Source organism: Dactylosporangium sp. NPDC005572 (assembly GCF_040605515.1).
Taxonomy (GTDB): Bacteria; Actinomycetota; Actinomycetes; order Mycobacteriales; family Micromonosporaceae; genus Dactylosporangium.
Window position 1 is genome coordinate 55,816 of record NZ_JBEXCY010000034.1, and the last position, 17,192, is coordinate 73,007.

Here is a 17,192-nt window from a genome sequence, read left to right on the forward strand (position 1 = left end):
CGGGGTGACCGTACGGCACCGCACGGTGACGGCGGAAGAGTCGACCGTGGCCTGTGGATAACCCCGCCTATTCGGGTTCGGGACGCGGCGGCCGGAGATCCCGCAGTACCGCGGCGAACTCCAACGCCGTCGAGGCGACCCGCTGCGCGCCCAGGATGGCCTGCTCCCAACTGCCGTTGAGGCCGGAGCCGAACTCGACCTGCACGTCACCGTCGTCCACGAGCATGATCATGTCGCCTTCGTCCTCGGTGATGACCGCGTTGATTGCCCGCAGGTCCAGCGTGGCGATCGGGATGAGCTCGTCCCCGTCGGTGGTCATGCGGCGGCCTCCCAGCAAAAGGGGGCGCGGCGCCGCGCGGCTCGCAGCGTCGTGGACGGCGCCGCACCCCGGTCTGTGGAACCTCGGAAAACGGGTGTTTGTGCAGGTGAAGCGTGGTGGCGCGGAACCGGGCCGCCCAGCCCGGCCCCGCGCTGAGCACTACTATAAACATGATGGCCCTAAGGCCACAAGGTCTGAGGTCGATTGACCTTCGTATGGTCTCGGACATGATCTCCCGGAGTTCCGGCCTGTCGCTCTATCGGCAGGTCGCGGACGCGATACGGCAACAGATCATCAGTGGTGAGCTGGCGCCGGGCAGTCTGCTGCCGTCCGAGAAGTATCTCGCCGAGGAGCACGACGTCGGCCGGGACACGATCCGCGACGCCATGGCCCACCTGCGTGGTGAGGGTCTGATCGAGAGCAAACGCGGCTATCGCAGCCGAGTGCGTGCGCTCGTCCCGCGCGAGCGGATCTGGCTGCATCCGGGCGAGATCGTCACCGCCCGCATGCCCACGCCGGCCGAGAAGAAGGAACACGGCATGAACGAGGGCGTGCCGGTCCTGGTCGTCGGCGAGAAGGCGTATCCGGCCGACCGCTTCGAGTTCGGCCGCGAGCCCGAGTAACGCCGCGCCCGCTCCACCGTGTCGCAGCTGACGCGACCCCCAAGCTCCGCGATCCTGGAGTTGTGGTCCCCGATATGCCGGATATATCGGACAAATACGGGACTATAGCTCCAAGATCGCGCGATTTGCGGGCGACGTAACGCGGATCACCCGTAAAGCGTTTGATGATCGCTGCCCCACGAACCGATGCTTGTGGCAAGCAAGTATCCGGGAGAGGGGGCCGCGGCGTGTACGACGACAGCGAGCATGCCGCCATTGCGCGGCAGGTCGGCCGCTTCATGCGGCTGTCCGAGCGGCTGTTCGCGACGCTCAAGTGGAACGAGGCCGGGCGGGGGCTGGAGCGGCCCGCGTACGTGCTGCTGAGCCGCATCGCCGTCGACGGACCGTTCCGGCTGAGCGCGCTCGCCGCCGACGTCAGCCTCGATCTTTCGACGGTCAGCCGCCAGGTCGCGGCGCTGGAGCAGGCCGGGCTGGTGCGCCGCGCGCAGGACCCGTCCGACCGTCGGGCCAGCCTCGTCGAGATCACCGAACTGGGCACCGAGGTCTTCACGGAGAACCGGGACCGCTGGATCGCCACCTGGCAGGAGCTGCTCGCGGGCTGGACGCCCGAAGAGCGTCAGATCTTTGCCGCCCTCTTCACGCAACTCAACCAGTCGCTTGCCGAACGGTTGCCTGGCACCACCTCCGAAAGGGAAGCTCGATGACCACAGCGCTGCCGGATCAGAAGACGGAACCCGCCCGGCCCAACCTCGCCCACAAGCAGATCATGCTGCTCATGGGCGGCCTCATGACCGGGATGCTGCTGGCCGCGCTCGACCAGACCATCGTCGGCACCGCGCTGCCCACGATCGTCGGTGATCTGGGTGGCCTCGACCACTACTCGTGGGTGGTCACGGCGTACCTGCTCGCGTCGACCGCGTCGACCCCGCTGTACGGGAAGATCAGCGACCTCTACGGCCGCCGGCCGGTCCTGCTCTTCGCCATCTCGACGTTCCTGCTCGGCTCGCTGCTCGCCGGCCTGTCGCAGGACATGACCCAGCTCATCATCACGCGCGCCGTGCAGGGCATCGGCGCCGGCGGCCTGATGACGCTCGCCTTCACCATCGTCTCGGACGTGGTCGCACCGCGGGAGCGGGCGCGGTACCAGGGACTCTTCGGTGCCGTCTTCGGCATCTCGTCGGTGGCCGGCCCGCTGGTCGGCGGCTACTTCGCCGAGAACGACTGGCGCTGGATCTTCTACATCAACGTGCCGCTCGCGGTGTTCGCCCTGTACGTCTGCAGCCGGGTCCTGCGCCTGGTGCCGCACCACCGCCGCGACCACAAGATCGACTACCTGGGTGCCGGCCTGATGGTCGCCGCCGTCAGCGCGATCCTGCTGGCCCTGTCGTGGGGCGGCAACGAGTACGCCTGGGGCTCGGCCACGATCCTCGGCCTGTTCGCCGCCGGCGCCGTGCTGACCGCGCTCTTCATCGTCGCCGAGGCCCGCGCCGAGGAGCCGATCCTGCCGCTGCGGCTGTTCAAGCGCTCGACGTTCACGCTGGCCAACACCGCGACCTTCATCCTCGGCTTCGCGATGTTCGGCTCGATCATCTACGTCCCGCTGTACCTGCAGATCGTCAAGGGCGCCTCGCCCACCGGCTCCGGCCTGCTGATGCTGCCGATGATGGCGGGCGTGATCGTGACCTCGATCGTCGCCGGGCGGATCATCAGCAAGGTCGGGCGGTACAAGTGGTTCCCGGTCGCCGGCACCCTGATCATGGGCTCGGGCCTGCTGCTCTTCACCACGCTCGAGGTGGACACGCCGCTGTGGCAGGCGTTCATCTACATGACCGTCATCGGCGTCGGCCTCGGCATGGCGATGCAGCCGCTGATCCTGGCCGTGCAGAACGCCCTCGACCTGCGGGACATGGGCGCCGGCACCAGCGCCGCCACGTTCTTCCGCTCGCTGGGCGGCTCGGTCGGCGTGGCCGCGCTGGGCGCCGTCATGAACAACCGGCTGACCGAGCAGATGAGCGGCAACGGCATGAGCGGCGTCTCGATCAATGCTCCGGCCGAGGTGCGCAAGCTGCCCGCCGACGTGCTGTCGATGGTCGAGCACGTCTTCGTCAACGCCCTGCACCCGGTGTTCCTGGCCGCGGCGGTCGTCGCCCTGGCCGGCGCCGTGATCACGATCGCGCTGCCGAACCGCCCGCTGCAGGGCGGCGCGCCGCTGCCCCAGGAGTCGGAGGAGGACGCGGCGGCCGACATGGAGGCCAAGGTCGCCGCGTTCTAAGCGGCCGCGATCTTGGAGTTGTGGTCCCCGCTTTGTCGTGAAATATCGGCCGAATCGGGGAACCACAACTCCAAGATCGCGGGAGTGAGGCGTGGCGGATGTGGCGCAGGGCACATTACCGTGCAGTACATGCGCAGCACGATGATGAAGACACCCCTCCTGATCTCCCGCATTCTGCAGCACGGGTCCACCGTTCACGGGGACTCCGAGGTCGCCACCTGGACCGGGGACTCGGCCCGCAGCACCAGCTACGCCGAGGTCGGCCGGCAGGCCGCCCGTCTCGCCAACGCGCTGCGTGACCTCGGGGTCACCGGCGACCAGCGGGTCGGGACGCTGATGTGGAACAACGCCGAGCACCTGGTCGCGTACCTCGCGGTGCCGAGCATGGGCGCCGTGCTGCACACGCTCAACCTCCGGCTCTTCCCGGAGCAGCTCATCTACATCGCCAACCACGCCGAGGACCACGTGGTCATCGTCGACTCGACGCTGATCCCGCTGCTGGCCGGCGTGCTGCCGCACCTGACCACGATCCGCCACATCGTGGTCGTCGGCGGGGGCGACACGGAGAAGCTCCAGAAGGACGGCGTGGCCGTGCACCGCTGGGAGGAGCTGCTCGACGGACGGTCCGAGTCCTTCGACTGGCCGGCCGTCGACGAGGACGACGCCGCTGCGCTCTGCTACACCAGCGGTACCACGGGAAACCCGAAGGGCGTCGCGTACTCCCACCGCTCGATCTACCTCCACTCGATGGAGGTGTGCATGGCGGAGAGCTTCGGCCTCGGGCCGCAGGTCCGCGACCTGTGCATCGTGCCCATGTTCCACGCCATGGCGTGGGGGCTGCCCTATGCGGCGCTGATGTCAGGCGCCTCGCTGGTCATGCCCGACCGCTTCCTCCAGGCGGCGCCGCTCGCCCAGATGATCGCCGTCGAGAAGCCGACCTTCGCCGGCGCGGTGCCCACGATCTTCACCGACCTGCTCGCGTACCTCGACGCCAACCCCACCGACACCTCCTCGCTGAAGGAGGTCGTCATCGGCGGCTCGGCCTGCCCGCCCGCCCTCATGCACGCGTTCAAGGACCGGTACGACATCGACGTCATCCACGCCTGGGGCATGACCGAGATGTCGCCGCTCGGCTCGGTGTCCCGCTCGCCCGCCGGGCTGGAGGGCCCCGAGGCCTGGGCGTACCGGTACACCCAGGGCCGCGTGCCGGCCGGCGTGGAGGCCCGGATCGTCGGCCCGATCGGCGAGGTCATGCCGAACGACGGCAAGGCGGTCGGCGAACTGCAGGTCCGCGGCCCGTGGATCACCGCCCAGTACATCGGCGAGGACGGACCCGACCCCGACAAGTTTGAGGACGGCTGGCTGCGGACCGGTGACGTCGGCACGCTCACGCCCAACGGGTACCTGACCCTGACCGACCGGGCCAAGGACGTGATCAAGTCGGGCGGCGAGTGGATCAGCTCGGTCGACCTCGAGAACGCCCTGATGGCCCACCCGGCGGTGCTCGAGGCGTGCGTGGTCGGAGTGCCGGACGACAAGTGGGGCGAGCGTCCTTTGGCCACCGTGGTACTGCGGGAAGGCACGACGGCCGACGCCGACACGCTCCGGCAGTTCCTGGGTGACAAGGTCGCCCGCTGGCAGCTGCCCGAGCGCTGGTCGTTCATCGAGGCGGTGCCGAAGACCAGCGTCGGCAAGTTCGACAAGAAGCGGGTCCGGGCCAGCTACGCCGACGGCGACCTCGAGGTGGTAGAGATCAGGGCGTGACCGGTCCGGAGCGAAGCGGAGGGGCCGGTCACCATGGGCTCAGTCCGTTGGGAGCGCGGCCGGAGCGAAGCGGAGGGCGCGTGACCCGGTCTGCGAAGCTGGCGCTGTTCGTCACTGGCGCGGTCGTCCTCTGCGTCGTGGCGGCGTGCGGCGTGGCCCTGGCCCTGCGTGACTGGGTCCCGGGCCTCGCCGGCTGCGCCGACGCCACCGCCCCGACGAAGACCGCCGTGAGCACCCAGAAGGTGCGCATCGAGCAGCTGTGGCCCCGCCTCGCGCCCATCCAGTCGGTGCACTGGCAGGAGCGCGAGGCGCGGGCCCGCAGCTGCCCGGAGATCGGCCCGATGGACTACGTGATGAACGGCTTCGCCGTGGTGACCCGCGAGCGGGCCGACGAGCTCGCGCAGGGAGGGCCGTCCGCGGCCCCGTCGCCCGGACCGCGGCCGAGCACCGTGGCGCCGCCGCAGCACGTGCCGGAGGACCTGCTGCCGTTCGCCCCGAAGGACCCCACCTGGCTCGACGTCGGCGACCACCTCCTGCTCGACCAGCGATCGGCGACCGTCTACTTCACCCGCAGTACTAGCTGAGCTTGAAGACCACCGCGTCCGGCCGTTCCGTGCGGGTGAGGCCCAGCCCGTCGATGCCGGCCGTGAACGCGCGCTTGTGGGCCGCCGCCCCCGGCGGCTGCCGCAGGACGACCACGGTCTTGACGCCGAGCTTCCTGAGGTACGCCACGCTCGCCTGGTCCGGGAAGCTGGCCGTCTCCTTCCGGGTGCGGGCCAGGCTGTTCGGAATCAGCCCGCTGTAGCCGTTGACCAGCGGCTGGAACGAGTCCGCCAGCCACAGCTGGTACACCTCGTCGACCGATCGGGTGCTCGGCAGCACGAGGATCGGCCCCTCGGCCGTCCGCAGCGCGGCCGGCGCGGGCGGCACGACCGGGAACTTCGCCTCCTGCAGCCCCTCCGCCAGCACCAGCACGGCCGGCAGGAACAGCGCCACGGCGGTCACGCGCGGCCACCGCCAGGTCGCCGCCCGCTCCCACAGGGCCGTCACCGCGCCCGCGGCCAGCAGCCCGAGCAGCAGCGTCGTCCAGACGACCCAGCGGCCGGGCGTCCGGTTCGCGTCCCAGCCGGGGAGGTGGTCGTACAGGAAGAGGTAGGCCCCCCGGGTCCAGGAGTGCACGCCCAGCGCCGCCAGCACGGTCAGCGTGATGCCGGTGGCGAGCGCGATCCGCCGGCCGATGCTCCAGACCGACAGCACCAGCCCGGCGACGGCCAGCGCGTACAGCGTGTAGCCGGCGAAGACCAGCACCTCGCTGCCGCCGCGACCCTGGTAGGAGTCGCGTAAGGAGGCGTGCGCGCCGCCCCACAGCCAGGACGGGCGCGGCGCGACGAAGAAGCCCTTCCAGTCCGGGCCGAACAGCTCGATCTCGTGCAGCGTCCGCGCCGCCTCCGGATAGCGCTCCTGCACCGCGAAATACGGCCGGGACAGCAGCACGGACACGGTGAGCAGGATCACGGCGCCGATCGCGTCGGCGAGCAGTAGCGGCCGGCCCAGCCGCGGCCGGCGGCGGACCAGCCAGACCACCAGCGTGACGACGAACAGCAGCGACAGCACGTAGAGGAACCCGAGACCGATGCCGAAGCCGAGGGTGATCTGCCAGGTCGCGGTCAACCAGCCCGCGACCGCCCACTTCGGACGGACGAGCTCGGGCCGGTACCCCGCGCGCAGCGAGTAGCCGTGCCCGCGGGCCAGCATCGCCAGGCTCAGCGCCATGCCGCCGGCGGACAGGATGTTGAGGTGGGAGATCTGCGACCAGTGCCACGGCGCGTAGGCGAAGGCGGCGCCGGCCACCGCGGCGCCCGGGATCCCCGAGCCGAGCTGCCGGGCCAGGAAGTACGCCCCGGCGAAGGCCAGCGCGAAGACCAGCATGAAGAGGATGTTGTACCGCAGGATCGCCGCACCGGTGTCGTGGCCGATCAGCGCGAACGGGAGGTAGCCGAGCAGGGTGTCGGAGAAGGCCAGCGTGCTCGGCTCGGGGTGGAACGCGTTGGTGTCCCACAGCTCGCCCGGGTCGCGCTTGACGATCCAGCCGATCCACGCCATCTGCCAGGCCTGCAGGCTCGGGTCGCGATAGTCGTTGGGCATCGTGTGCAACGGGTCGCGCAGCGCCGGCCAGGTCATCACGGACGCAAGCACCAGCGCGAACAGGCTGACGAGCGTCCACTCGTGCCGGAACACGTTGCGCAACCGGAGCATTGGCGCCATCGCGCCGCCTTTCGTCCACAATGGACGACGGGCCGACCTCCCCCGTCGACTGGCAGGCGGATCATACCCGCGCGGCGACGTGGCCGGCTGTCCCTAGGCGGGCGCCCAGGGAAGCCCGGATGTGTTCTCCATAACAAGGTCGGCCGAGTCCACGTGGTCGACGACGGTGCCGAGGTTGCCGCGCTGGTTCCCGGAGACGGCCAGCACGTAGCCGGTGGCCGGCTTCTGGGTGTCGGCGACCCAGGTCCGGCCGCCGAAGACGTAGGCATTGTTGTCCAGGCTCACGGCCCGGTGCGATTTGTTGGTGCGGGCCGTGTTGCGCAGGGTCACCGACCCGAACTCCAGCCGCGCGCAGCCGGTCGCGTTGAGCCCGATCCCGTTGGTGCCCTCGGCCGTGAGCCGGTCGAGGGTGCACGTGCTGTCCTGGATGTGGAAGCCGTGCTCGGGGGTGTTGAGCACGGTCGAGTCGGTGACCGTGACGGTGGACTGGGCGATGGAGAAGCCGTGCCGGCCGGGCTTCTCCACGGTGATCTTCGAGATGACCACCGGGCCGGCGGTGTCGACCCGCACCCCGGAGTTGCCGCCGCCGACGCCGTCGACGCCCACACCCGCCGAGGTGACCTGGGCCCGCTCGAACACGACGTCGCTGGGCGTGCGGGTCTTCCACGAGGCCTCGTACGCGCAGTAGAGGCCATGCCCGGCGGTGCTCTCGACGCGCACGTCGCGGACCGTGACGCCGCTCTGCCCGACGACCGAGACGCCCCGCGACTTCGACCGGGTCACGGTGATGTTCGTGGCGACCCCGCCGGTGTTGGGCGGTCCGCTGGCGTAGTTGACGAACGCGACACCGTCGTCGCCGGTGTCGAGCGTGGTGATCTGGTCGGCCCGCCCGTCCTGGCAGTTCGCGAAGTGCAGGCCGTCGGCCATCGTGTGGCGGATGACCGCCCGGCTCACCGTCGGCCGGGTGCACTCCCAGAACAGCAGGCCGGCCGCGGCCGCCCCGGTGATCTGGATGTCCTCGACCAGCGTGTCGGTGGTGTTCTGGAAGGTGATGCACTCCTCGACGCCGTTGCGGCTGGACGGCATGGTCACGAAGGCCGTGGTCAGCCCGCTCACCTTGGCCCGGTTGCCGCCGTCGAAGATCAGGCCGCGCTTGGTGCTGTCGGTGAAGACCAGCCGCGCGCCCGGCAGCATGACCAGCTGCCCGCTGAAGCCCTTGACCACGACCGGCGTCCCGCCGTTGTCGATGACGTAGTCACCGGGCGGGAACACCACGCTCACCGAGCTGCCCGACAGGGCGGAGACGAGCTTCTCCCGGTTGCTCGCGCCGTTGTTCGTCGCGTTCAGGCCCAGGTCGGTGGCGAGCCGCGAGCCTGGCAGGCCGCTCGGGTGCGGCTCGGGCGACGACGGCCTGCCCGGCTGGCCGTCGTCGGAGCGGTCGCTCGCCACGATGCCGACGGTGGCCGCCGCGGCGACTACCATCGGTGCTCCGAGCATCAACGCTGCGCGGCGGGTGACGGGCATCGAGGAAACTCCTGACGGTCGGGTCGCTACCAGTATCCTGGCAGCGCCCGGCGCGCCGGAAACCGAGCCGTCTTGAGGGCCTCTCAGGCCGACTTCTTGGCCGGTGTCGTCTTCTTCGCGGTGGTCTTCTTCGCGGCCGTCGTGGCCTTCTTCGCCGGCGCCTTCGCCGCCGGCGCCTTCTTGATCGGCGTCGGCTCTTCGGCCTCCTCCTCGGCGGCCTTCTCCGGCGCCGCCTCGCCACGGGCCGCACGGGCCCGCTCGACCGACGCCCGCAGCGCCGCCATCAGGTCGACGGCCGCGGCCGGCGCCTCCTCGGCCTCCTCGGGCTGCACGACCTCGCGGCCGGCCACCTTCGCGTCGATGACCTCCTGGAGGGCCTCGCGATAGTTGTCGGTGTACGCCGACGGCTCGAAGTCGCCCGCCATCGACTCGATCAGCGAGCCGGCCATCGCCAGCTCCGCCGGCCGGGCCGTGACGTCCTCGTCGAGGATGTCGAACTTCGCGGCGCGGACCTCGTCGGGCCACAGCATGGTGTTGAGGACCAGCACGTTGTCGCGCACCCGCAGGGTGGCCAGCTGCTCGCGCTGGCGGAGCGCCACCTTGACGATCGCCAGCCGTTCAGTGTTCGTCAGCGCGTCGCGCAGCAGCGCGTAGGGCTTGGCGGCGGTCTGCTCGGGCTCCAGGTAGTAGGCCTTGTTGTACAGGATCGGGTCGACCTGCTCGACCGGCACGAACTCCAGCACCTCGATGGCCCGGCTCGTGGTGAGCGGGAGCTCGGCGAAGTCGTCGTCGGTCAGGATCACCATCTCGCCGCCGCCGAGGTCGTAGCCCTTGGCGATGTCGTCGTAGCTGACCTCGTCCCCGTCGATCGAACAGACTCGCTTGTACTTGATCCGTCCGCCGTCCTCCCGGTGCACCTGGTGGAAGCGGATGTCCTTCTCCTCGGTCGCCGAATAGAGCCGGACGGCGATCGACACCAACCCGAAGGAGACCGCGCCCTTCCAGATCGCGCGCATCGGTTATCCCTTTCCGCAGCTTGTCGACCTTCCACCAACAGAATTGCATCGTTTCGACGCGGACGCGAGGAACTCGCAGGCGAACTATGGTGTGGGCATGGGGGGTCCGCCGGCGCCGATGCTCGCCTCGGCCGGCGTGCTGCCGTCCGGGCCGGGCTGGGCGTTCGAGTTCAAGTGGGACGGCATCCGCGCGATCGCGGTGGTCAGCGGGGGCGCGACCCGGTTCTACGCGCGCAGCGGCGCCGAGGTCACCGCCGCGTATCCCGAGCTCGCCGGGATCGGCCGCGGCCTCGACGACACCGTGCTCGACGGCGAGGTCGTCGCCATGGACGAGGCCGGGCAGCCGTCGTTCCAGGTGCTGGCCGAGCGGATGCACGTGCGCGACCCCCACCGCGCGGCCCGGCTCGCCGCCGCCGTGCCAGTGACCTACCTGGTCTTCGACGCCCTGAGGATCGACGGCGAAGAGCTGACGCACCAGCAGTACACCGTCCGCCGCAGTCGCCTCGAAGGCCTCACCCTGGGCGCGCGCGCCGTCGTGCCCCCCTCCTTCGACGACGGTCCGGCGACCGTGGCCGCGTCGCGGGAGAACCGGCTGGAGGGGGTGGTCGCGAAGCGGACGAGCTCGCTGTACCACCCGGGCCTCAGGACGCCGGACTGGGTGAAGGTGAAGCTGGAGCAGAGCGCCGAGTTCGTCGTCGGCGGCTGGCGCCCCGGCAAGCGTGCGCTCGGCGCCCTGCTGGTCGGCGTGCCGAGTGCCGACGGCCTGGCGTACCGCGGCCGCGTCGGCGGCGGGATCTCCGGCGAGTCGGAGAAGGCGCTGCTCAACGCCCTGCAGCCGCTCACCGCCGCCGGTTCGCCGTTCGGCGACACGGTCCCGCGCGAGGACGCCCGCGGCGCCGTCTGGGTGAGCCCGCACCTGGTGGTCGAGGTGAAGTACAGCCACCGCACCCGCGACGGCCGCCTGCGGTTCCCGCGCTTCCTGCGCATCCGTCCCGACCTGTCCCCGGCGGAGGTGAGCGATGCCTGACCGGTTCCGCGTCGAGGTCGAGGGGCGCCAGCTGGAGATCTCCAACCTGGACAAGGTGCTGTACCCCCAGGTCGGCTTCACGAAGGCCGAGGTGATCGACTACTACACCCGGATCGGCCCGATCCTGCTGCCGCACCTGGCCGGCCGGCCGCTGACCCGCACGCGGTACCCCAACGGCGTCGACGGCAACAGCTTCTTCGAGAAGAACGCCCCCGCCGGTACCCCTGACTGGATCCGCACGGTCCGCCTGCCCGTCCCCGGCTCGTCCAAGAACCGCGAGAAGATCGACTTCATCCTGGTCGACGAGCTGGCCACGGTGGTCTGGCTGGCCAACCTGGCCGCGCTGGAGCTGCACACCCCGCAGTGGCGGGTCGACGAGGACGGCCGCACCCTCGACCCCGACCAGCTCGTGGTCGACCTGGACCCGGGCCCGCCGGCCGGCCTCCCGGAGTGCTACGAGGTGGCCCTGCTGCTACGCGAACGGCTGGCCGCCGACGGCCTGGCGGGCTGCCCGAAGACGTCCGGCAGGAAGGGCATGCAGCTGGTGGTACCGCTACCGGGCGACGAGACGGCCGACGAGCTGAGCGCCTACGCCAAGGCGGTCGCGGACGAACTGGCCCGGGCGCACCCCGGCCTGGTGGTCTCGAAGATGGCCAAGCAGCTGCGCCCGGGCAAGGTCTTCATCGACTGGAGCCAGAACAACGCCTTCAAGACCACGGTCGCGCCGTACTCGCTCCGGGCGGGCGCCCTGCCGACCGTGAGTGCCCCGCTGACCTGGGAGGAGGTCGAGGCCGGCGAGCTGACCGCCGCCGACCTGAACCCGTCCACCGTCCTCGCCCGCCTCGCCGAGCTAGGCGACCTGCTCCAGGGCGGCGAGTAGCCGGTCCACGTGCTCCGTCGTGGTGCCCAGGCCGAGGCTGGCGCGTACCGCCTGGGCCGGGACCGCTTCGGCGCCCAGCCGCGCGGTCGCCTCGGCGAGCAGGCGGCGGGTCAGCGGGTGGGCGCAGAACAGGCCTGTGCGCACGCCGATGCCGTGGTCGCGGCCCAGCCGGACGGCCAGGTCGCCCGGGTCCTCGCCCAGCACCGCGAACGACACGATGCCGACCCGCGGCGCTTCCGGGCCGAACAGGCGCAGCTCCTCCACGTGCGGCAGCCCGGCCAGGCCGGCCCGCAGGCGGGTCACCAGGGCCTGCTCGTGGCTGTCCTCCCGGAGCGCCCGCAGGGCCGTGGCCAGCGCGACCGCGCCGAGCAGGTTCGGCGTCCCCGCCTCGTGGCGGGCCGGGCCGGTCGCCCAGCGCACGGTGCCGTCGAAGGCCACGTTGGCGCTCGCGCCGCCGCCCGCGAGGTACGGCTCGGCGGCGTCCAGCCAGTCGGCCCGGCCCACCAGCACGCCGGCGCCGAACGGTGCGTAGATCTTGTGGCCGGAGAACGCCACGTAGTCCGCGCCCAGGTCGGACAGCGAGACCGGTGCGTGCGGGGCGAGCTGGGCGGCGTCGACCGCGATCCGGGCGCCGAAGCGGTGTGCCACGGCGGCGAGCCGCGCGACCGGCCACAGCTCCCCGGTCACGTTGCTGGCCGCGGTCACGCTGACCAGCGTGTTCTTTCCCGTGCTGGACAGGCATCGGGTGAGCGACCCGACCGCCTCGTCGGCCGACCGGGGCGCCGGCAGCCGCACCACGCCGGCCCAGGGCAGCAGGTTGGCGTGGTGTTCGGTGTCGAACGTGACGACCGTGGTGCCCGCGGGCACGGCGCGCGCGAGCAGGTTGAACGCGTCGGTGGTGTTCCGCGTGAAGACGACGGTGTCACCGGCGCCGCAGCCGAGCACGTCGGCCACGGTCTCGCGGGCCTGCTCGTACTCCCGCGTGCACCGCTCCGACAGCGCCCCGGCGCCGCGGTGGACCGATCCGTAGAAGGGCAGCAGCTCGGCGACCGCGTCGGCGACGACCCGCAGGCAGGGGGCGGTGGCGGCGATGTCGAGGTTGGCGAAGTCGACGCTGCGGCCGTCGCGGAGCTTGACGTCACCGGGGGACAGGACAACGGACATGGAGGCATGACCTTCCGTTCGCGCTTGCCCGCCACACCGCGCGACGGGCCGGGTCATCACCCGGGGCACCCCGCCGCGAACGCGAGGGTTGCCGGCCAGCGAGCCGGGGCTTGGCGCTGGCACTCATGACCTCCGCCGACGGTACCGCGGATAGAGTTGGCTCATGAGCGAACTCCCGCCGAATGGGACGCCGTCCGACCGACCGGCCGCGCCCCCGACGGGCCAGTCAGCGCCTGCCGACACTCCGCCGGGCGAGCAGCCGGCCGCCCCCTTCGCGGGGTCCGCGAGTGGTCAGCCACCCGCCCCCGAGCCGTGGGTCGCTCCGACCCCGTGGGCGCCGTCGGCCCAGCCGCCCGCCGCCGCACCCGGCAACGGGTTCGCTCCGCCGGCCTCGGCGCCGCCCGCCGCGTCCACCTGGGCCGCACCATCCGAGCCGCCTGCCGCATCGACCTGGGGCTCGCCTTCCGGGCCGTCCCCGCAGCCCGACGCGTCGCCGTGGGCTAGGCCGGCGCCGCCCGGGACGCCCGGGCACTCGCCCTACTCGGCCCCCGCTGGCCTCACCGACCCGGGTTCCCCCGCACCGGCGCAGGCGGGGATCGGGACGCCGCCCTCCGGGTGGCCGGCCGCGCTGCCCGCGGTGCCCGGCGCGCCCGGCAGTTGGGCGCCGACGGCCGCCGCCGCGACCTCCGCCGTGCCCAACGTGACCGTGGCCGCCGAGCCCGTGACCAACGAGCAGTCGTACGCGACGGCCGCGCTGGCCCTCGCCGCCGCCCCGCCCGCCAAGCGCTCCGACCGGCGGCGGCTGTGGACGCTCATCCTCGTCATGGGGTTCATCGCCGCCTGCGGCGTGGCCGTGCTCGGCTTCTTCGGGTTCAGCGGCGGCTGGACGGCCCTCGTCATCGGTGTCGCCGCCGCGGTCATCCCGGTGCCCCTGCTCGTCTTCTGCTTCCTGTGGCTCGACCGGTACGAGCCGGAGCCGGTGAAGTACCTCATCTTCGTCTTCGGCTGGGGCGCCTGCGTCGCAACCGGCGTGGCGCTCGTGGTCAACACCACCGGCGCCTATCTCGCCGATCGCGCCGGACTCTCCGACGCACTCGTGGCCGTGCTGGTGGCGCCGTTCATCGAGGAGAGCATGAAGGCGCTCGGGCCGATCCTGCTGTTCTGGCGCCGCCCCCGCGCGTACTCCGGCATCATCGACGGCATCGTCTACTGTGGACTTTCGGCCACCGGCTTCGCCATGGTGGAGAACATCCTGTACCTCGGGTTCAAGGGGTACGCCGACACCGCCGAGAAGAACGGGCCGGTCTCCGGCGCGGCCGTGCTGGTCGGCATTTTCATCGTGCGGATCGTGATGACCGGCTTCGCCCACCCGCTGTTCACCGCGATGACGGGCATCGGCCTCGGCATCGCCTCGCGCACCTCGAACCGGTCCGTGCGGTTCCTGGCCCCGATCGCGGGCCTGATCCTGGCGATGATCCTGCACGGCTCGTGGAACCTGATGTCGGTGACCGCCTCGGCCAACACATGGGTGCTGCTGTACGGCTACTTCGCCGTCATGATGCCGATCTTCCTGTGCATGGTCGGCTTCGCCCTGTGGCTGCGCTCGTACGAGGGCCGGGTGACCGAGCGCGTGCTCGGCGAGTACGCGCGGGCGGGATGGTTCTCGCCGCCGGAGGTCGCCGCGCTCGGCACGCTGGGGCGGCGGCTGTCGGCCCGGCGCTGGGCCCGCCGGGTCGCCGGCGACGCGGGCGACAAGGCGATGAAGGCGTTCCAGTTCGACGCGACGCGGCTGGCGCTGCTGCGTGACGGGCTGCGCCGCGGCCTCGACAAGGAGCCCCAACGCCGGCATGCGGCGCTGGTCGAGGAGTTCCGGCTGCTGCAGGCCCTGCAGGCGTACCGCCAGGTCTTCGTCGGGCGGGATCCGCAGGCGCCGCGGGCGGTGTGGGACGGCTCGCGGTATCACATCACCTTCCCGGACGGCGTGGTGCGCGTGCTCGACGCCCCACCGACCCCGGTCGTGCCGGTGCCGGTGGTGCTGGCCCCGCCGCAGCCGCCGCCGGTGCCCGTCTACTACAGGTAGAGGCCGGTCGAGTCCGGCTCGACCCGCCGGGCCGCGACCGCGTGCACGTCGCGCTCGCGCAGCAGCACGTAGTCGCGGCCCTGGAGCTCCACCTCGGAGCGCTCCTCGGGGTCGAACAGCACCCGGTCGCCGGCCACGATCGACCGCACGTTGGGCCCGACGCCGACGGCCGTCGCCCACGACAACCGGCGCCCGACGGACGCCGTCGCCGGGATCACGATGCCGGAGACATGCCGCCGCTCGCCCTCCGCACCCTCGAGCCGGACGAGCACCCGGTCGTGGAGCAGGCGAATCGGCAGGCCGGCCTCGAGGTCGTCGGCCGATGGGGTGAGGGCGGGCTGTGCTGTCACGCATGCGACGCTACCGCCTCGATGCGTGCCATTGCCGCTCGACCCGGACTACGGTGAGGTGTCTGCTGCCGTCGGGGGAGGTTCGTTCGTGGGCCGGTTCGACCAGGTGCGTGCCAATCTGCGCCGCGCCTATCTCCAACGGGTGGAGACCGCCCGAGCCCAGCGGGAGGCCGCGCTCGTCGAGCCCGAGCCGGACCCGGACCCGGTGATCGAGGAGATGGAGGCCGAGCTGGCGCCGGGCCAACCGTCGACGATGAGCCGCGACGACGCCGAGGTCCCGCACGGCCTGCGCATCGCCGCGGCCTGGTCGTGGCGGCTCCTTGTGCTGGTGGCGGCGGCTGCCGTACTGCTGTGGCTGGTCGGCCGGCTGAAGACCGTCCTGATCCCGCTGAGCATCTCGCTGCTCCTGTCGGCGCTGCTCGCGCCCATGATGGGCGTGCTGCGGCGCCGGGTGAAGCTGCCGCCGTCGCTGGCCGCGTTCCTGGTCCTCATCACCGGCCTGGCCGCGGTTGCGGGCGTGCTGACCCTGGTCATCAGCGAGTTCGTCGACGGCTTCCCGGCGCTGTCCGACAAGGCGTCGGACGGCGTGCAGCAGATCCAGACCTGGCTGACGACCGGCCCGCTCCACCTGAGCGGCCGCCAGCTGGACGCCACCTTCGACGCCGCGTCGAACTGGCTGAGCGAGAACCGCGGCAGCTTGACCGACAGCGCCGTGTCCACGGCCACGGCGACGATCGAGTTCCTGGCGCTGCTCTTCCTGGTCCTGTTCGTGACGTTCTTCTTCATGCGCGACGGCAAGCGAATCTGGCACTTCCTGACCAGCATTCTGCCCGGCCCGGCCCGCGACCCGATCCGCCGAGCGGGCGAGGCCGCCTGGCAAACCCTGGTCGCGTACGTCCGGGCGACGGTGCTGGTGGCCTTCATCGACGCCTTGGGCATCGGCCTGCTGCTGGTGATCCTGAACGTCGACTTCTGGTTCCCACTGGGCACCCTGGTCTTCCTGGCCGCCTTCGTGCCGATCGTGGGCGCGACCCTCTCCGGCGCCGTGGCCGTCCTGGTGGCGCTGGTGGACGAGGGCCCGATCACGGCGCTGGTGGTGCTCATCGGCGTGATCGCGGTTCAGCAGCTGGAGGGCCACGTCCTCCAGCCGCTGATCATGGGCCGGGCCGTGTCGGTCCACCCGCTGGCCGTGATCGTGGCGATCTCCGCCGGCGTGGTGCTGGCCGGCATCATCGGCGCCCTGGTGGCGGTCCCGCTGGTGGCGGTGCTGAATACGGGCATCCGCCACCTGGTCCAGCACCGCCGCGAGCCCCCACCGGACGCCGTGATCGTCTCGTCCGACTAGCTCGCCGGACCGGACCGGACCGGACCTAGAAGAGGGGCCGGACCACCAGGTACGACAGGACGGCGATCAGCGCCGCGGCCGGGAACGTCAGCACCCAGGCCGTGACGATGTTGCCCGCCACGTTCCAGCGGACCGCCGACAGGCGCTTCGTGGCGCCCACGCCCATGATGGCCGACGTGATCGTGTGGGTCGTCGAGATCGGCAGGCCCAGCTGCGACGTCGTGAACAGCACGCCCGCGGCCACCGTCTCGGCGGCGAAGCCCTGCGGCGGGTCCAGGTCGATGACCTTGCGGCCCAGCGTGCGGATGATGCGCCAGCCGCCCGAGTACGTGCCCAGGGCCAGCACCGTCGACGAGGCCAGGAACACCCACTCCGGGATGTCCGTGGTGTTGTCCTGGTAGCCGCCCGCGTACAGCGCGAGCACCACGATGCCCATCGTCTTGGCCGCGTCCTGCATGCCATGGCCGACCGACATCGCGGCGGCGGAGACCGTCTGGGCCATGCGGAAGCCGCGGGTGAGCTTGCGCGGCTGGCCGCGGCGGAAGATCCACATGATCGCGAGC

At 71.5% G+C, this 17,192-nt stretch carries 16 protein-coding genes and 1 riboswitch; of the genes, 9 read left to right on the forward strand and 7 right to left on the reverse strand.

Annotated elements, in window-relative coordinates; all coding sequences use genetic code 11:
- Positions 1 to 67: 67 nt before the first annotated feature.
- Complete coding sequence (locus ABZS66_RS19390; protein WP_354759407.1) at positions 68 to 319, reverse strand: hypothetical protein; 252 nt, start codon at positions 317 to 319, stop codon at positions 68 to 70.
- Between the two features lie 215 nt (positions 320 to 534).
- Here ABZS66_RS19390 and ABZS66_RS19395 point away from each other — a divergent pair, with 215 nt between their 5' ends.
- The 5 genes from ABZS66_RS19395 (at position 535) to ABZS66_RS19415 (ending at position 5,562) form a co-directional block, all read left to right on the forward strand.
- Positions 535 to 942 (forward strand): winged helix-turn-helix domain-containing protein, encoded by a 408-nt coding sequence (locus ABZS66_RS19395; RefSeq protein ID WP_354759409.1) that lies wholly within the window; start codon positions 535 to 537, stop codon positions 940 to 942.
- Positions 943 to 1,169: 227 nt separating this feature from the next.
- On the forward strand, positions 1,170 to 1,646 hold the full coding sequence (locus tag ABZS66_RS19400) for a MarR family transcriptional regulator (RefSeq protein WP_354759411.1): 477 nt from the start codon (positions 1,170 to 1,172) through the stop codon (positions 1,644 to 1,646).
- On the forward strand, positions 1,643 to 3,214 hold the full coding sequence (locus ABZS66_RS19405; protein WP_354759413.1) for an MDR family MFS transporter: 1,572 nt from the start codon (positions 1,643 to 1,645) through the stop codon (positions 3,212 to 3,214). Before ABZS66_RS19400 ends, ABZS66_RS19405 begins: the two co-directional genes overlap by 4 nt.
- 129 nt (positions 3,215 to 3,343) lie before the next feature.
- The gene (locus ABZS66_RS19410) at positions 3,344 to 4,978 is read left to right on the forward strand and encodes a fatty acid--CoA ligase (protein ID WP_354759415.1); all 1,635 of its coding nucleotides are present in this window, start codon (positions 3,344 to 3,346) and stop codon (positions 4,976 to 4,978) included.
- A gap of 80 nt (positions 4,979 to 5,058) precedes the next feature.
- Positions 5,059 to 5,562: a hypothetical protein gene (locus ABZS66_RS19415; RefSeq protein WP_354759417.1), complete on the forward strand. Its 504-nt coding sequence runs from the start codon at positions 5,059 to 5,061 to the stop codon at positions 5,560 to 5,562.
- Here the strand turns inward: ABZS66_RS19415 and ABZS66_RS19420 are convergent.
- The 3 genes from ABZS66_RS19420 to ABZS66_RS19430 form a co-directional block, all read right to left on the reverse strand.
- Positions 5,555 to 7,243 carry a hypothetical protein gene (locus tag ABZS66_RS19420; RefSeq protein WP_354759419.1) on the reverse strand — a complete coding sequence of 563 codons (1,689 nt, stop codon included), beginning with the start codon at positions 7,241 to 7,243 and terminating at the stop codon, positions 5,555 to 5,557. The genes ABZS66_RS19415 and ABZS66_RS19420 overlap by 8 nt on opposite strands.
- 93 nt (positions 7,244 to 7,336) lie before the next feature.
- On the reverse strand, positions 7,337 to 8,725 hold the full coding sequence (locus ABZS66_RS19425) for a right-handed parallel beta-helix repeat-containing protein (protein WP_354759421.1): 1,389 nt from the start codon (positions 8,723 to 8,725) through the stop codon (positions 7,337 to 7,339).
- A gap of 125 nt (positions 8,726 to 8,850) precedes the next feature.
- Positions 8,851 to 9,783: a Ku protein gene (locus tag ABZS66_RS19430; protein WP_354759423.1), complete on the reverse strand. Its 933-nt coding sequence runs from the start codon at positions 9,781 to 9,783 to the stop codon at positions 8,851 to 8,853.
- A gap of 97 nt (positions 9,784 to 9,880) precedes the next feature.
- Here ABZS66_RS19430 and ligD (ABZS66_RS19435) point away from each other — a divergent pair, with 97 nt between their 5' ends.
- Positions 9,881 to 10,810: a non-homologous end-joining DNA ligase gene (ligD, locus tag ABZS66_RS19435; RefSeq protein ID WP_354759425.1), complete on the forward strand. Its 930-nt coding sequence runs from the start codon at positions 9,881 to 9,883 to the stop codon at positions 10,808 to 10,810.
- Complete coding sequence (gene ligD, locus ABZS66_RS19440) at positions 10,803 to 11,690, forward strand: non-homologous end-joining DNA ligase (RefSeq protein ID WP_354759427.1); 888 nt, start codon at positions 10,803 to 10,805, stop codon at positions 11,688 to 11,690. Before ligD (ABZS66_RS19435) ends, ligD (ABZS66_RS19440) begins: the two co-directional genes overlap by 8 nt.
- Here ligD (ABZS66_RS19440) and ABZS66_RS19445 read toward each other — a convergent pair.
- Entirely contained in the window at positions 11,661 to 12,854 is a 1,194-nt protein-coding gene (locus ABZS66_RS19445; RefSeq protein WP_354759429.1) for an aminotransferase class V-fold PLP-dependent enzyme, read from the reverse strand. The genes ligD (ABZS66_RS19440) and ABZS66_RS19445 overlap by 30 nt on opposite strands.
- A 15-nt stretch (positions 12,855 to 12,869) precedes the next feature.
- Positions 12,870 to 12,985, reverse strand: a riboswitch (SAM riboswitch).
- Between the two features lie 506 nt (positions 12,986 to 13,491).
- On the opposite strand from ABZS66_RS19445, the gene ABZS66_RS19450 reads away from it, so the two are divergent.
- Positions 13,492 to 14,934 (forward strand): PrsW family intramembrane metalloprotease, encoded by a 1,443-nt coding sequence (locus ABZS66_RS19450; RefSeq protein ID WP_354759431.1) that lies wholly within the window; start codon positions 13,492 to 13,494, stop codon positions 14,932 to 14,934.
- On the opposite strand, the gene ABZS66_RS19455 is transcribed toward ABZS66_RS19450, so the two are convergent.
- Entirely contained in the window at positions 14,925 to 15,284 is a 360-nt protein-coding gene (locus ABZS66_RS19455; protein ID WP_354759433.1) for a co-chaperone GroES, read from the reverse strand. The genes ABZS66_RS19450 and ABZS66_RS19455 overlap by 10 nt on opposite strands.
- A gap of 31 nt (positions 15,285 to 15,315) precedes the next feature.
- On the opposite strand from ABZS66_RS19455, the gene ABZS66_RS19460 reads away from it, so the two are divergent.
- Positions 15,316 to 16,629 carry an AI-2E family transporter gene (locus tag ABZS66_RS19460; RefSeq protein ID WP_354759439.1) on the forward strand — a complete coding sequence of 438 codons (1,314 nt, stop codon included), beginning with the start codon at positions 15,316 to 15,318 and terminating at the stop codon, positions 16,627 to 16,629.
- A gap of 25 nt (positions 16,630 to 16,654) precedes the next feature.
- On the opposite strand, the gene ABZS66_RS19465 is transcribed toward ABZS66_RS19460, so the two are convergent.
- Positions 16,655 to 17,192: inorganic phosphate transporter (locus ABZS66_RS19465; RefSeq protein ID WP_354759435.1), on the reverse strand; the 538-nt coding region annotated here is incomplete at its 5' end.